This window comes from Polyangium spumosum, from assembly GCF_009649845.1.
Lineage (GTDB): Bacteria > Myxococcota_A > Polyangia > Polyangiales > Polyangiaceae > Polyangium > Polyangium spumosum.
Genome location: NZ_WJIE01000019.1, coordinates 1 through 13,297, shown reverse-complemented (window position 1 = coordinate 13,297; position 13,297 = coordinate 1). Strand labels below are relative to the sequence as shown.

At 70.1% G+C, this 13,297-nt stretch carries 11 protein-coding genes and 4 tRNA genes; 7 read left to right on the top strand and 8 right to left on the bottom strand.

The features are described from left to right. Positions 1-11: 11 nt before the first annotated feature. The 6 genes from GF068_RS37625 to GF068_RS37600 all read right to left on the bottom strand — a co-directional run bounded on the left by GF068_RS37625 (position 12) and on the right by GF068_RS37600 (position 7,227). Entirely contained in the window at positions 12-695 is a 684-nt protein-coding gene (locus GF068_RS37625) for a hypothetical protein (RefSeq protein ID WP_153824382.1), read from the bottom strand. Next, positions 692-2,182 (bottom strand): BamA/TamA family outer membrane protein, encoded by a 1,491-nt coding sequence (locus GF068_RS37620; protein ID WP_338046735.1) that lies wholly within the window; start codon positions 2,180-2,182, stop codon positions 692-694. Before GF068_RS37620 ends, GF068_RS37625 begins: the two co-directional genes overlap by 4 nt. Then, complete coding sequence (locus GF068_RS37615; RefSeq protein ID WP_153824381.1) at positions 2,179-4,110, bottom strand: hypothetical protein; 1,932 nt, start codon at positions 4,108-4,110, stop codon at positions 2,179-2,181. Before GF068_RS37615 ends, GF068_RS37620 begins: the two co-directional genes overlap by 4 nt. Before the next feature lie 48 nt (positions 4,111-4,158). Further along, entirely contained in the window at positions 4,159-5,055 is an 897-nt protein-coding gene (locus GF068_RS37610; protein WP_153824380.1) for a hypothetical protein, read from the bottom strand. A gap of 66 nt (positions 5,056-5,121) precedes the next feature. Beyond that, positions 5,122-5,784, bottom strand: a complete 663-nt coding sequence (gene hisIE / locus GF068_RS37605; RefSeq protein WP_338046734.1) for a bifunctional phosphoribosyl-AMP cyclohydrolase/phosphoribosyl-ATP diphosphatase HisIE — start codon at positions 5,782-5,784, stop codon at positions 5,122-5,124. A gap of 3 nt (positions 5,785-5,787) precedes the next feature. After that, positions 5,788-7,227, bottom strand: a complete 1,440-nt coding sequence (locus tag GF068_RS37600; RefSeq protein WP_153824379.1) for a prolipoprotein diacylglyceryl transferase — start codon at positions 7,225-7,227, stop codon at positions 5,788-5,790. Between the two features lie 96 nt (positions 7,228-7,323). Here GF068_RS37600 and GF068_RS37595 point away from each other — a divergent pair, with 96 nt between their 5' ends. Beyond that, on the top strand, positions 7,324-8,088 hold the full coding sequence (locus tag GF068_RS37595; protein WP_206079636.1) for a hypothetical protein: 765 nt from the start codon (positions 7,324-7,326) through the stop codon (positions 8,086-8,088). Between the two features lie 4 nt (positions 8,089-8,092). Further along, complete coding sequence (locus GF068_RS37590; protein WP_153824378.1) at positions 8,093-9,553, top strand: MXAN_5187 C-terminal domain-containing protein; 1,461 nt, start codon at positions 8,093-8,095, stop codon at positions 9,551-9,553. A gap of 134 nt (positions 9,554-9,687) precedes the next feature. Here GF068_RS37590 and GF068_RS37585 read toward each other — a convergent pair whose 3' ends face one another. Continuing rightward, on the bottom strand, positions 9,688-9,954 hold the full coding sequence (locus GF068_RS37585) for a hypothetical protein (protein ID WP_153824377.1): 267 nt from the start codon (positions 9,952-9,954) through the stop codon (positions 9,688-9,690). A gap of 293 nt (positions 9,955-10,247) precedes the next feature. Next, positions 10,248-12,179, bottom strand: a complete 1,932-nt coding sequence (locus tag GF068_RS37580; RefSeq protein ID WP_153824376.1) for a protein kinase domain-containing protein — start codon at positions 12,177-12,179, stop codon at positions 10,248-10,250. A 282-nt stretch (positions 12,180-12,461) separates the two neighbouring features. On the opposite strand from GF068_RS37580, the gene GF068_RS37575 reads away from it, so the two are divergent. The 5 genes from GF068_RS37575 to GF068_RS37555 all read left to right on the top strand — a co-directional run. Continuing rightward, a tRNA-Thr gene (locus tag GF068_RS37575) sits at positions 12,462-12,537 on the top strand. A 131-nt stretch (positions 12,538-12,668) separates the two neighbouring features. Further along, positions 12,669-12,751, top strand: a tRNA-Tyr gene (locus tag GF068_RS37570). Positions 12,752-12,839: 88 nt separating this feature from the next. Then, positions 12,840-12,912 (top strand) — tRNA-Gly (locus tag GF068_RS37565). A gap of 19 nt (positions 12,913-12,931) precedes the next feature. Beyond that, positions 12,932-13,007 (top strand) — tRNA-Thr (locus tag GF068_RS37560). Positions 13,008-13,071: 64 nt separating this feature from the next. Then, positions 13,072-13,297, top strand: a 226-nt coding sequence (locus GF068_RS37555; protein WP_240808005.1) for a GTP-binding protein, incomplete at its 3' end; no start/stop codon positions are given.

Genomic DNA, 13,297 nt, shown 5'->3' with positions numbered 1-13,297 from the left:
CCTTCCTTTTTTCAAGGCTTCTTCTCGGGAGGCGGCGGGTTCGGCGGGGTGAACACCTGCGTCCGGAACGCGAGCTTCCGATCCGCGTCGCCGATCCGCGCGACGAAGAGACCCACGAACGAGCCGAAGAGCGAGTCGCCCGGGCCGATCGCGGCCGAGCCCTTCGGGCGCGTCACCCAGCGCTTGATGCGCTCCTGCGTCTCCTGGCTGATCGGGTTCACCTCGACGAGCGCGGCCACGAAATAACGGCCCGCGTCGTCGAGCTGCGAGCGCTCGATCAAGCGAAGCTTCCGGGCCTCGGCGCACTGGCGCAGCACGCCCTCGATGTTGACGGCGACGGTGTCGACGAGGCCTCCGGGCTGCGTGATCTGCACGCGGAACACCTCGTCCCAGAGATCGTAGACGACGCGGCAGGTCTTCGCCGTGAGCGCGACGGGCTCGGCGCCGCCCTCGCGGAAGATCCAGGCGCGGAGCACGATCACCGTGGGCAGGCCGCTCGAGAGCTTCTTCTGGATCTCGGCGTCGACCACGTCGCGGAACGCCACGCTGATCACCGCCTGCTTGGCCTCGAGCGCGAAGGTCGCGCTCCTCGACGGCAGCGACGCCGGCGTCTTCGGCGGCTCCGCGCGCGCGGTCTCTGCCCGGGCGAAGAGGGCGGCGAGGGCCAGCGCGAAGAGCGCCGCCCGCCGCGTCATTTGCGTTCCCCGTTGCGCGCGGCCACGAGCCCGAGCACGTTCGAGAACGCGAGCGAGACGCCGCCGAGCTTCGTGTCGAGGCGCAAGCCGAGGTTGCCCGTGACGTCGACGGGCAGGCGCGACCAGCCCTCGTAACCCGTCGGCGGGTTCGTGATCTCGCGATGCGTGGCCACCGCGTAGAGGCCCGCCGAGGCGAAGAGGTCCACGCCGTAGACCGACTCGCGCCCCGTGTAGAGCGGGATGCGGTACTCGCCCTCGATCTTCGCGGCGAGATCGCCGTAACGGACCTCGATGATGTCCGTGCCGAGCAGGTTCGGCGGCTGCCTGCGATCGGGCGCCAGCGCGAGCAGGCGATCGGGCAAGAGGTCGGTGAAATCTCCGACGTAGAACTGCTCGAAGAAGGGCGCGTCGCCCGCGATCGCGCCGGCGTACACGTCGAAGCGCACGACGTGCCGCCACGGCAGCCGCCACCAGCGCCGGAGCGTCGCCTCGAACTTCTGGAAGCTGTAATCACTGCCCGGCAGCCCCACCGTCACGGAGGCCTGCGCGAGCGTGCCACGCGCGGTCAGGAACGGCGCGTCGCGCGTGTCGTACGTGAGCGTGCCGCGCACCGTGGAGAGCACGCTGCGGCCCGGCTGGATCGAAAAGTCGATCGGCTCGCGCGAGAGGCCGCGCATGTGCGAGGCCGCGACGGGCACGGTCGCGTCGATCTGCTCGAGGTGGTAGTCGAACGCGAAGGACGAGGAGACGCCGAGATCGTGGCCCGTCCCGACCGTGGCGCCGAAGCGGCGATAGGCCACGACGGCGTAGTCCGTCACCTCGCGTTGCGCGATCTGCGGCGCTTCGAAGAGGACCTCGCGGTTGCCGAAGAAGTCGCGCGCGTCGTTGTAGAGCACGGTGAGCGCGGCCGACCAGCCCGTCCCGACGAACGAGGGATCCACGAAGCTCGTGCGCAACGCGTACTGATCGGCGGCGAGCGCGACGCCCGCGCCGAGGGTGATGCCCGTGCCCGCGAGGTTCGTCTCGGCCACCTGCACGCCGAGGAAGGCCGAGAGCGGGCGGGCGTTGCCGGCCGTGTCCTCGTCCGCGGCGACGCCGGCCCACAGGTTCTGCACGACGAGCGTGTTGCGCTCGACGACCTCGATGATGAGCACGGCCGCCCCGCGCCGCGATCCCTTGCGCAGGCTGAGATCCACCTGCGCGAAAAACCCCGTCCCGAGCAGCCGGTAGCGCGTGAGCTCGAGCTCCGGGTCGTCCACGTCGAGCAGATCCCCCGCGCGGAACTTCACGTAGCGCAGCACGACGCGCCCCGCGGTGCGGACGTTGCCGCGCAGCTCGATCCCTTCGAGCGTGTACCGGAGGCGCGCCCGCTGCGGCGCCTCGGGAGCAGCCGTCGCGCTCGCGGGAGGATCGGCCGCCACGGCGAGCGAGGGCGTCGCCGCCGTGATCACGAGCGCAGCGATGAAGACGAGCGAACGCGCGCTCACTTCACCTTGGGGATGTACTGCGGGATGACGAAGTACACGAGCTTGATCCCGTTCTTGCCGCCGAGGACCTGGCCCTCGGGCGTGCGCACGCGGATCAAGGCGCGCATCACGAGCAAGGTCGCGGGCTTGATCGTGGTGTTCTCGGCGTGGACGCGGAAGCTCACCGGCGCGTCGCCCTGCAGCGCGTAGAACGTGCTCTCCGTGCGGCTCGCGTAGGGCAGGGGCATCGCCGGGCTCTCGAGCGTCTCGATCTTCGTGATGAGCGTGCTCGCGTCGAAGGGCGCCATCCCCTGATCGACCGGCGGGTTCTGGTAGGCGAGGTCCGGCACGCCGTCGCCCGTGCAATCCACGCCGCCGTCGCAGGCGTAGTTCTCGTGCGCCGTGGTCACGTCGTGCAGGCCCGAGCCCGCGAGCAGGCCGAGCAGCCGCACGATCTCCGTCGACACCGAGCCGCTGCCCACGTCCGTCTTCGGCACGAGCGGGTAGTCTTTCCCGCCAAACGCGGGGTCGTGGTAGAGGCTGCCCGTCTTCGTGGCGAGGTCCGTGAGGTCGGCCCGCGCCGCGCCCGGGCTGCCCGTCGCGACGGGCACGCCGACGACCTTCGCGTTGATCGTGTTCAGCGCGCTCACCGCGTCGCCGTACGTCTTCACGGTCCCGCCCACCTTCGCGCCGTCGTACTGGTTCACGGCGTTTGGCCCGTTGTGGAACGCGGCGTCCGTGACGAGCACGAAGATCGGCAGCGACTCGGGCCGGAAGCAGGGCGCGCCGAAATGGCCCGCGAGCGGGCAGGTGTAGTGCGGGTAGTTCCAGATCCCGCCGATCGTGAGCGCGTAGTTGTTCGGGTTCGTCGCCGCGAGCCAGAGCGCCTGCGTCGTGCCCTCCGGCGCGTCGCCGCCGCCCCCGGCCGTGAGCGTGCCGAGGATCTGCTTCGTCGCGGCCGGCGCCGTGTACTTCTGCCCGTCGAACACGGGCGGCGCGACGTCCCCGGCGATCGTTTGAGCACCAACCTGGAAGCGGTACCGATAGAGGGCATCCCCGTCCTGCCCGTACGGGAGCCAAGGCACGTCGCGCACCTCGCCCACGCCGATCCACGCGTCGCCGATCGCCGGGATCGGCGGGCTCGCGGCCGGGTCGCCGTTCAGGATCGTCGGGATGATCTCGGTGTCGATCGACGTCTTGAGGTTGTCGATCGCGGGCTGCATCGACGCCGTCGTGTCGATGAGGAAGTAGATGTCGGCCTTGGCGACGCCGGTCGAGAAGGTGAAGTCCTTGCTCTGCGGGCCGCCCTGGTACGGCAGGACGAAGTAGAGCCCCGCGTCCGCGGGGACCGAGCCCTTCTCCGTCGGGCTCGAGCCTGCCGCGATCTCCACGAGATCGATGACGCCATCCTCGTCGCAGTCGATGCGCACGCGGCAGCCCTTCGTGCCGTCCGCGTCGTAGCTCGACTCCTGCGTATCCGAGACGCCGTCGTTGTCGCTGTCGAGGTCCCGCACGTCGGGATCGCCGTCGCCGTCGGAGTCCGCGAGCGGATCACAGGCGTCGTCGCGGGTCTGTCCAGGCTCGTCCGGGAGCAGGAAGGGGTTCGCTGCTTCGTCCGCGTCGAGCACGCCGTCGTCGTCGCTGTCGTTGTCGAGCGCGTCGGGCGTGCCGTCCTCGTCGGTGTCCTTGTCCGGGCCGAGCTCGAGGAAATCGGCGATGAGGTCCTTGTCCTTGTCGGTCGGATCGCCGCACGTCCCGCCCGAGTCCACGAAGAGCGAGCCGCCTTCGCCGCCCGCGCCCGCGCCGGACGAGGACGACGACGCGCCGCCGCTCGCGCCCGCGCCGTTCGGCGTGATGCCGGAGTCGGGCGAGCAGGCCAGCGGGATCGAGGCGGCGGTCGCGAGCAGCGAGAGCCCGAGGCCGAAGGAGCGCAAGCGGGGGAGCTTCATCGTGCACCTGTGCCGGCAGAAGGCAGAAGGAAGGAGCAGAGCGCCGGCTCAGGGTATCACGTCGGCCCGCCGTTCCCTCAGTCGCCTCGCCCGCGCGTGGTTCTCTTCGTGCTGGGCCTCTTCCTCGGCCGCGCCCTCGTCCACCACCCCGCGCGGCTCGGACGCGAACCTCTGCCGCGAGCGCCGCCGGAGCGGCTCCCTGCCGCGCGCGCCCGTCGCCTCGTCCTTCGGCGGCAGCGGCGCCGCGTCGAGCGCCACGAGGTCCGCTTCGGCCACGGACGGCTCGTCGAGGTGCTTCGTCGCCCGCACGAGCAGGCTCCGCACCTCGGCGCGTAGGGCGGCGTCCCGCGTCCACCCGGGGCGCGCCTGCGCCACGATGGCCCGCGCGAGCAAGAGCTCGGCCCGACCCCGCACGTCGTCGGGGATCCACGTCGCGAGCGCGGGCTCTGCGGCCGCCGCGAGCGCGCGCCGGAGCGCGTTGATCCGCCTCGGCCCGAAGCGCGCGGCGTCCTCGGTCGCGCACGTCGAGAGCCGCGCGAGCCTCTGCGCCACGAGCCGCGCGGCGTGCCCCACCGGCTCGCCCTCGCAGGTGGGCAGAGGCCGCGCGCGATCCAGCGCGCGGAGCACGGCCGCGAGGCAGGCGCCGGCCGCGATCACGGTGGCCACCACGATCGCGACCTCGAGGTGCGAGCGCGGCAGCCACCCCGTCGTGACCGCGATGAACGCGGCGCTCGCGGCGAGCACGAGCCCCGTGCACCCGAGCGCGCCTTGCGTGTGCGCCGCGCGCCGCGCGGGTGCTTGCCGCACGATGCGCCCTCCGCTCGGCAGGCGCTTCATCACGCGTGACGCGGCTTGATGCAGCCCGACCGACAAGGGTCCGAGCTCCAGCTTCGGAGGCTCACGGAAGGGGGATTGCGGCGCCCCCGCGGGCCGAAAGCCGGTCATCGCAGACCGACACTACCAGACCCGCGGCCTCTTCCGGCAGCATGGTCGAGCCTCACGTCGCGTCTGTCAGCGAGGCTCGGATCGTTTCGCTTTTTCCTCGTGCCCGCTCGTGCCCGCGCGCGCCGCGAGCACCTGCACGACCTCGCGCATCGCGACGCCTCGCGACGCGAGCCCCACGAGCACGTGGTACACGAGATCCGCGGCCTCGCTCGCCACGCGCCCGTCGTCCTCGCCCTCGATCGCGCGGACGAGCTCGTCCGCTTCCTCGCGGATCTTCGCGCCGATCTTCGCCGGCCCTCCGTCGAGCAGCGAGCGCGTGTAACTCCTCTCCGCGCTCGACGTGCGCCGCGCCTCGATCTCGCGCTCGAGCACCTCGAGGAACGCCGCGGCGTCCACGCCGGTCTCCGCGGCGCCCCCGCCCTCGCCCACGCGGCGGAAGAAACACGCGGGTTTGCCCGTGTGGCACGTCGGCCCTTTTGGATCGACGAGCACGAGCAGCGCGTCGGCGTCGCAGTCCGCGACGATCGCCGCGACGGCGAGCGTGTTTCCGCTCGTCTCGCCCTTCTCCCAGAGCGCGCCGCGGGATCGGCTGAAGAACGTCGCTCGCCCGGTCTCGATCGTCCGTTCGAGGGCTGCGCGGTTCATGTACGCGAGCATGCGCACCTGCCCCGTGAGCCTGTCCTGCACGATCGCGGGGATCAGCCCCGCCTCGCCCCAGGCGAGCTCCACGTGTCAGCTCTCCTCGGACGGCGGCGGCTCGGAAGAGCGCTCTTCCTCCACCGGCTTCTTCTTCTTCTTCTTTTTCTTGGTCGCGACCACCTTCGGCGCCTCGTCTTCGTCCTCGTCCTCGTCCTCGTCCTCGTCGGCGACCTTGCTCTCGGACTTGTCCTCGTCGGCTTCGTCGTCGACGATCGTCGGCAGCGGGATCGCCATCGCGGCCTCGGGGTGGGCGAGCGCGGCCTGGTGATACACCGAGAACGCGAACGCCGCCGCGACGCCCGTGCCGAGCGCCACCGCCTGGGACGTCGAGAGCTGGATCGTCTCCGATGTGCCGAACGACTCGGGCCGGAGCGCGAAGAAGAGCACGACGGCCGGCACGAACGCGAGCACCTGCGTCAGGCGGCGCATCGTCGGGTTCTCGACCATCTTCGAGACGCCGACCACGTAACCCACGCCGAAGAGCACGAAGGCGAGCGGGATGAGGATGTGCTCCGGCAGCGAGGGCGGGATCCAGCCGCGCTCGTCGTCCGCGCGCAGCATCTCCAGCGAGAAGCGCCCGACGCCGTAGGCGAACGTGAAGATCAGAAAGATTTGACCCCGAAACTTCTGGTACCGCCGCGAGACGAGCAGGAGCACGAGCAGCGACACGCCCACGAGCGACTCGTAGATCTGCGTCGGGTGCACCGGGAGCGACGCCGTCGCGTCGTCCTCGATGAGGTGCTTCTTCACGTGCTGGATCCACGCCGGCGAGCCGCCGGGCGCGCCGGTCGGGGTCGGGATCAGCGAAGGATCCCAGCGCGGGAACGTGCCGAGCTTCTGCAGCCACGCGGGCGCCGTCTTCGAGAGCGTATGGCCGAAGTCGCAGCCGAAGAGGTAACAGCCGACGCGCGTGATCATCAGGCCCGAGGCCAGGCTCGGCACCGCCACGTCGGCCCACGGCAAGAGCGGGATCCCGTGCCGCCGCAGGAACACGAGCGATCCGATGAACCCGCCGAGGAAGCCGCCGTACGCCACGAGCCCGCCCTTGCGCACGTCGAGCATCGCGCCGAGCGACTCGAACTCGCCGAGGTTCGTGACGATGTACAGGATGCGCGAGCCCACCACCGCGGCCACGGCCGTGACCACGTAGTTGTTCGCCATCAGCTCCTTCGGCAGGCCATCACGCTCCGCGAGCCCGAGCGTCAAGTACCAGCCCACGACGAGCGACAGGCCGAGCATGACGCCGTAGCTGTAGATGGGCAGCGGGCCCACGGGCACCGTCGTCTCGCGAAACACGAACCCGGCGGCGCCGAGGGCCAGCGCCGCGCCGCCCGCGCCGATCGCGAACGACCTGTTCTTCGTCACGAGCTGGTAGATCGCGACGATCGCCGCGACCCCCGCGAGCGCGCAGAGGACCCAGAGGAGGGGCAGCGTCGTGCTCGGGAGCGGCACGCGAAACAGGATCGGATGCATGGCCGCCCTTCCTTACGCTTGCCCCAAGGGCCGGGCAAGCGTCGCCGCCGATCGCGGCCCTTTTGGTGGAGCCCCACCTGCTGCTACGATGCCGCCGTGCTCAGACGAGCGACCACGTTCGGCGCGTGCGCCCTCCTCTCGCTCACGCTCGTTTCGTGTGTGCCCGAAGGGCCTCCCACGACGGCCGACGCCGGCGCCGCGCAGCCCGCCCGTCCGGCCTCCACGCGCCCACAAACCAAGGCTCCGTCCGCTCCCCTGGTCCCGCCCGGCCCGCCGATCACCGCGCCCTGGGAGGACACCTTCGACCGCGCCGAGCTCGGCGAGGACTGGAACGCGCTCTCGCCCGGCTGGCGCATCGACGGCGGCAAGCTCTGCGGCAAGAACGCGCGAAACCGCGGCGTCTGGCTGCGCCGCAGGTTGCCCGTGAACGCGCGCATCGAGTTCGACGCCTACGCCGAGAGCCCGATCGGCGACCTCAAGGTCGAGCTCTGGGGCGACGGGCAGAGCGGCGCCACGAGCACGTCGTACACGAACGCCACGAGTTACCTCGCGATCTTCGGCGGCTGGCGCAACTCGAAGCACGTCCTCGCGCGCATCGACGAGCACGGCGACGACCGGCTCGAGATCGACGTCGACCCGAAGAGCGACGACGAGCGCGAGCGCCCCGTCTCCGCGGGGCAATCCTATCGGTTCAAGATCGAGCGCGCGGACGGCAAGACGATCGTGTGGTCGATCAACGGCGTCGAGTACTTCACGTTCACCGATCCGGAGCCGCTCGCGGGCCCTGGGCACGAGCATTTCGGCTTCAACGACTGGGAAGTCCCGGTCTGCTTCGACAACCTGAAGGTGACGCCGCTCTGACCGCATGGAACACGCCGAGGTCGAACGAGCCCTGGAGGATCTCGACAGCCGACTCGAGCGGGTGCGGGCGCTCTACGAGCAGTACTTCCTCGGCATCGAGAAGCTCGAGCCCCTCGTCCCGCGCAAGGAGCTCGAGCGGCGCATCATGCTCCTGCGCCGCGCGCAGATCCGGAACACGGCGCTGCGCTTCAAGTTCCAGACGCTGATCCAGCGCTACAACACCTTCCAGCAGTACTGGGGCCGCGTCGCGCGCGAGATCGAGAACGGCACCTACCAGCGCGACGTGCTCCGCGCGGCCGCGCGCTTCGGCGCGAAAGACGCGCTCACGATCCTCGGCAAGAAGCAAAAAGAGAAGTACACGAAGCTCGCCGCCGCGCAGGAAGAGCGCCGCGCCCGCATCCGCAAAGAGGCGCTCACGATCGACGAGGAGATGCTCGCCGACGAGGACCTGCTCGCCGACGACGCCGAGGAGCTCACGGACGAAGAGCTCGCCGACGACGCGCTCGAGATCACGACCGCAGAGCCTCCGCCCGCGAGAGCCGCGCCGCCGCCGCCCCCTCTGCCCCCGAAGCCCGCCGCGCCGCCGCCGCCGCCCGTCGGAAGGCCGCCGCCGCCGCCACCCGCGCCCAGCCGACCGGCCGCACCACCACCGCCGCCGCCGCCCGCGGGCAAACCGGCCGCGCCGCCGCCTCCCGTGCCCGCGAAGAAGCCCGAGCCCGTGCCGCTCATGATGATGATGCGCCGCCCCGTCGAGGCGCCGTCCGCGGCCAAACCCGTGGAAATGAAGCCCGCCGAGGCTCTGCCGCCGGCCGAAACGCCGGCCGCGCGACGTCCGCAGCCGTCCTCGCCCGACCTCGGCAAGCGCCGCGTCGCCGAGCTCGCGGCCCAGGCCAAGCAAGGCAAAGCGGCCATGGCGGGGCCGGCCTCTGCGCGCCCGCTCGACCTCGATTTCGACCTCGACGCCCGCGAGCCGAAAGCGCCTCCCTCGCGACGCCGGCCTTCGAGCACACGCACGCGGGCCGTCCAGATCCCGACCGTCTCCGACGAACCCGCGCCGAGCGTGGCGGCGCCGTCCTCGCGTCGAAAGAGCAGCCGCAACATGCGCGCGGTCGTCGCGCCGCCGCCGCCCGAGCCCCCGGCCGAAGCGCCGCCGCCGCCTCCGGAGGCCTCGGCCTCACCCGAGCCGCGCCCGCAGCCTGGACCTCGCCCCGCGCCGCAGCGTCCTCGCCCGCCCCAGGGTTCGTCCGAGGACCTCTCCGACGCGCGGATCCGCCAGATTTACGCGCAATACGTCGAGGCCAAGCGCGCGGCGAAGGAGTCGACCGCGGGCGTCACCTACGAGGGGCTCGCCAAGCAGCTCCGCCAGCAGGCCGAGAAGCTCAAGGCCTCCCACCCGCAGAAATCGGTCGACTACAGCGTGGTGATGAAGGACGGCAAACCCACGCTCAAGCCGATCCTTCGTTAGAGCCACCATCGCTGGAGCTCAAACGATCGACCCGACGCGCTCGGGGGAGCGTCCTTCGGGGCGGCTTCTGATTTCGGGGTTTCGGAGGAAAAAAGGAGGGGGAGTCGAGGCGGGATCTCGGCCGATCTGTCTGTCTACCGGTGCGCTGCACCTCGCGTCGGCGCGGCGGCCCGCCTGGGGGCGGGCGGCGCGAACGAGTCGTCTTCGCAGTACAGGATCGCGCAAGCCGTCCGGTCGGACTCGCGCATCCTGCTGCATAACTCCCCGAGGTCCTCGTCGCTGTCGACGACGTCGGCCTGCTGGGGTTGGGACGACCCGTCTTCGTAGTCGATGTTGTCGAGTGCGACCCACCGCCCCCGATATTCGTCGGAGCGGCACATGTCGAGCCACGTCATCCGCATGGCTCCGCGGCGTCTACTGCCCATTGCCCGTGAACGACCTTCTCCTCTGCCGCTCGGCATCGGCGCCGACTTTGGCTGCGATGTGCAGCTCGTCGCCTTTGACACGCTGCGCCGAACCGGCGAACAGAGGCTTTTGCCGAGCGTCATCGCTCGCAAGATCCATCTAGCACCCGCGTCGAACGGGCGTCAAGCGCGTCAAAACGCGGCGACACGAGGGCGAATTCCTACCTAGGGCCGGCCGACGTGCCTGTCGAGGGAGGGGGAGGTGATGGGGGAGGGGCGCGCCCTTGCCGCTACTTGCACTTCGTCGGGAGCGCGTTTTTTCCGCTGCTCGCGCCGATCGCCGCCGCTTGATCCGCGATGGGCTTGGCCGCGCAACCCTTGGCCCTCACCTCACGCGCGGCCGAAGCGTCGATCGCCGAGAGCGCCTTGCTCCGCTTGGGCCCGGTGCACGAGCGATACTGGCTGATCGCGAGCGACGTGTTGCCGCCGTACGCGTACGCGATGGCCGCGTCGCAGGCCTTGTCGGCCGCGGGGTCGACCTTCGGGGCGGTGCTGCCGCCGCCCGCGGTCGTGGTCGGGGTGCCGGTGGTCGATCCGGTGTTCGATCCCGTGGTTTGTCCGGACTGCGCCGAACCTCCGGCCGACGAGGCCGTCCCCGCGACGCCCGCGCTGTCGGCGGGGTTCGGCGTCGGATCCGAGGCGACCACGACGGTCGTGGGGGCCGCGGACGGCATGAGGAGCACCTCGCCGTCGCCGTCCGAGCTCTTGCCTCGTGTCGCGACGATCGCGATCACGATGCCGAGCACCACGAGCACGCCGATGCCCGCGATGATCGGCATCGGGCTGCTCTTTTGTTGCTGCCTCGCGCCGATCGGCGGCGGGGGCGGGGGCGCGGGGTAGGCCGGTCCGCCCATCGGCATCGGCGCGTGACCGTGCTGCGGCGGCATCTGCATCGCGGGCATCGGGCCGGGCGTGACCGCGGCGGCGCTTGGCCCCGTGTCGACCATCGTTCGACCCCCGGGCGCGCTCGGCGCTCCCTGCGCGAAGAGCGGCTCGCCGATCTGCGTCCCGCCGGGACGCGCCGGCATCGGGCCGCTCGGCATGCCTTGCATCTGCCCGCTCGGCATGCCGTATTGCCCGCTCGGCATGCCGTATTGCCCGCTCGGCATGCCTTGCATCTGCCCGCTCGGCATGCCGTATTGCCCGCTCGGCATGCCCGGCATGCCCGCGACCTGCTGCTGACCCGTCGCACCTGCGACGAGCGACGCGCGCCCTGCGCCGATCGAGAGCTCCTCGTAGAACTCGCGCACGGACGACTGCCGCTTGTTCTTGTCCTTCTCGAGCGCGCGCAGGATCGCGGTCTTCATCTTCGGCGGCACCTGCGCGCCGAGGGCCGTCACCTCGAAGGGCGAGGGCTGCGCCGTGAGGTGCTGCGTGGCCCAGGCCCAGGGCGTATCTGCTTCGAAGGGCAGCCGCCCGGTGAGCATCTCGTACGCGACGATGGCGAGCGAGTAGACGTCGCTGCGCGCGTCGAGCTCCTGCCCGCGGAACTGCTCGGGGCTCATGTACGGCGGCGTGCCCAGCACCGTGCCTTGTTGCGTGAGCTTCTGCTCCTTCGAGTCGGGCCGCTCGCCGCGCTTGGCGATGCCGAAGTCGAGCACCTTCACGAAGTCGTCGCCGTCGATCTTGGTGAGGAAGAGGTTCGCGGGCTTGAGGTCGCGGTGCACGATCCCCTTGCTGTGCGCCTCCTGGAGCGAGCCTGCGGCTTGCCCGATGATCTTGTCGACGCGCTCGGCCGGCATCGGCCCCTTCTGCGCGAGGTCGTCCTCGACCGTCTTTCCTTCGAGCAGCTCCATCGCGATGTAGAGCTCGCCGGTGTTCGTTTGCCCGAAGTCCCAGACCTGGATCGTGTTCGGGTGCTTGAGCTCGGCGACGGTGCCGCACTCGCGGTTGAAGCGCGCGAGCACTTGCGGATCCTTCGCGTACTGCGCGAGGAGCGTCTTGACCGCGGCCTTCCGGACCGTCGTGCCCATCTGCTGCTCGGCGGTGTAGACGCGGCCCATGCCGCCTTCACCGAGCACACCCGTGATGCGGTAGCGACCGCCCACGATCGAGCCGATCAACGGGTCCTCTTCGGAAGGCGCCGACGGCAGCGGCGCTCCACACTTGGCGCAGAAGCGCGCTCCATCGATGTTCGCGTGTTGACAGGCGGGACACTCCATGACGCGCCGCGAGCATCGCAAGATGCGTGCGTGTGGTGCAAGAAGATGCGGAAGAACGCGTCGCGAGGATCGTGCCTCGGCCGGGCTCCTGGCTTCGGGAGCCGCGATCCAGGCTGCCTCGGTTCGGGCCCTGCCGTGTCTCCCATGGATTCCGGGCTCTCCGTGGGGCCGGGGGCCGAGCGCGGATCACAAAACCTCCCAACCGGCTTGACATGTCAAAAGCAAGGGGCTAAGAGCCTGCTCCCCTTTGACGGGACACGTCTGTCTTCGAGGGAGGAACTCGCTGGCGTAGCTCAACCGGTAGAGCACCTGCCTTGTAAGCAGGGGGTTAGGGGTTCAAGTCCCCTCGTCAGCTCCACCGGACCGTCGAGGGCGAAGTATCAGGACGGCTCGGACGAACGGGATCCAAAAATCTCAGGAGACGAACCGACCGAAACAGAGTAGAGAGGGGACCCGCGAGCCCTTGGATCTCGCGAGCTGTGACAATCTGGAGGGTTGCCCGAGTGGCCAAAGGGAGCAGACTGTAAATCTGCCGGCAATTGCCTTCGATGGTTCGAATCCATCACCCTCCACCGAGACGCTGATTGGCGTCTCGACCCGCGGAGCCAAGACAGTCGGTTACGTGGAACGAGAACGGGGGACTCCCCCCGAGCTCTATCTGCGGGCGTAGCTCAGTTGGTAGAGCGTCAGCCTTCCAAGCTGAACGTCGCCGGTTCGAACCCGGTCGCCCGCTCCGCCGGAATCGGCTCCATGCCCACCTAGCTCAGTCGGTAGAGCACGTCCTTGGTAAGGACGAGGTCGTCGGTTCAATCCCGATGGTGGGCTCCAGTAAACGCAGGGAAAGGACAGCGAGCGCGACCGCTTCGGTCGGCAACCGTCAGGAGACAGAACGATGGCCAAGGAGAAATTCACTCGAACCAAGCCTCACGTGAACGTCGGCACGATCGGTCACATCGATCACGGCAAGACCACGCTCACGGCGGCCATCGTGAAGGTCCAGTCCAAGCAGAAGCTTGCGAAAGAGATCAAGTACGCCGACATCGCCAAGGGCGGCACCGTTCGCGACGAGACGAAGACGGTCACGATCGCGGCTGCGCACGTGGAGTACGAGTCGAAGA

Bases quoted from the DNA above. Each gene is read 5' to 3' on its own strand.
- GF068_RS37580 (WP_153824376.1), bottom strand. From the start codon at position 12,179: ATGGAGTGTCCCGCCTGTCAACACGCGAACATCGATGGAGCGCGCTTC.
- GF068_RS37625 (WP_153824382.1), bottom strand. From the start codon at position 695: ATGACGCGGCGGGCGGCGCTCTTCGCGCTGGCCCTCGCCGCCCTCTTC.
- GF068_RS37615 (WP_153824381.1), bottom strand. From the start codon at position 4,110: ATGAAGCTCCCCCGCTTGCGCTCCTTCGGCCTCGGGCTCTCGCTGCTC.
- GF068_RS37600 (WP_153824379.1), bottom strand. From the start codon at position 7,227: ATGCATCCGATCCTGTTTCGCGTGCCGCTCCCGAGCACGACGCTGCCC.
- GF068_RS37585 (WP_153824377.1), bottom strand. From the start codon at position 9,954: ATGCGGATGACGTGGCTCGACATGTGCCGCTCCGACGAATATCGGGGG.
- GF068_RS37610 (WP_153824380.1), bottom strand. From the start codon at position 5,055: ATGACCGGCTTTCGGCCCGCGGGGGCGCCGCAATCCCCCTTCCGTGAG.
- GF068_RS37590 (WP_153824378.1), top strand. From the start codon at position 8,093: ATGGAACACGCCGAGGTCGAACGAGCCCTGGAGGATCTCGACAGCCGA.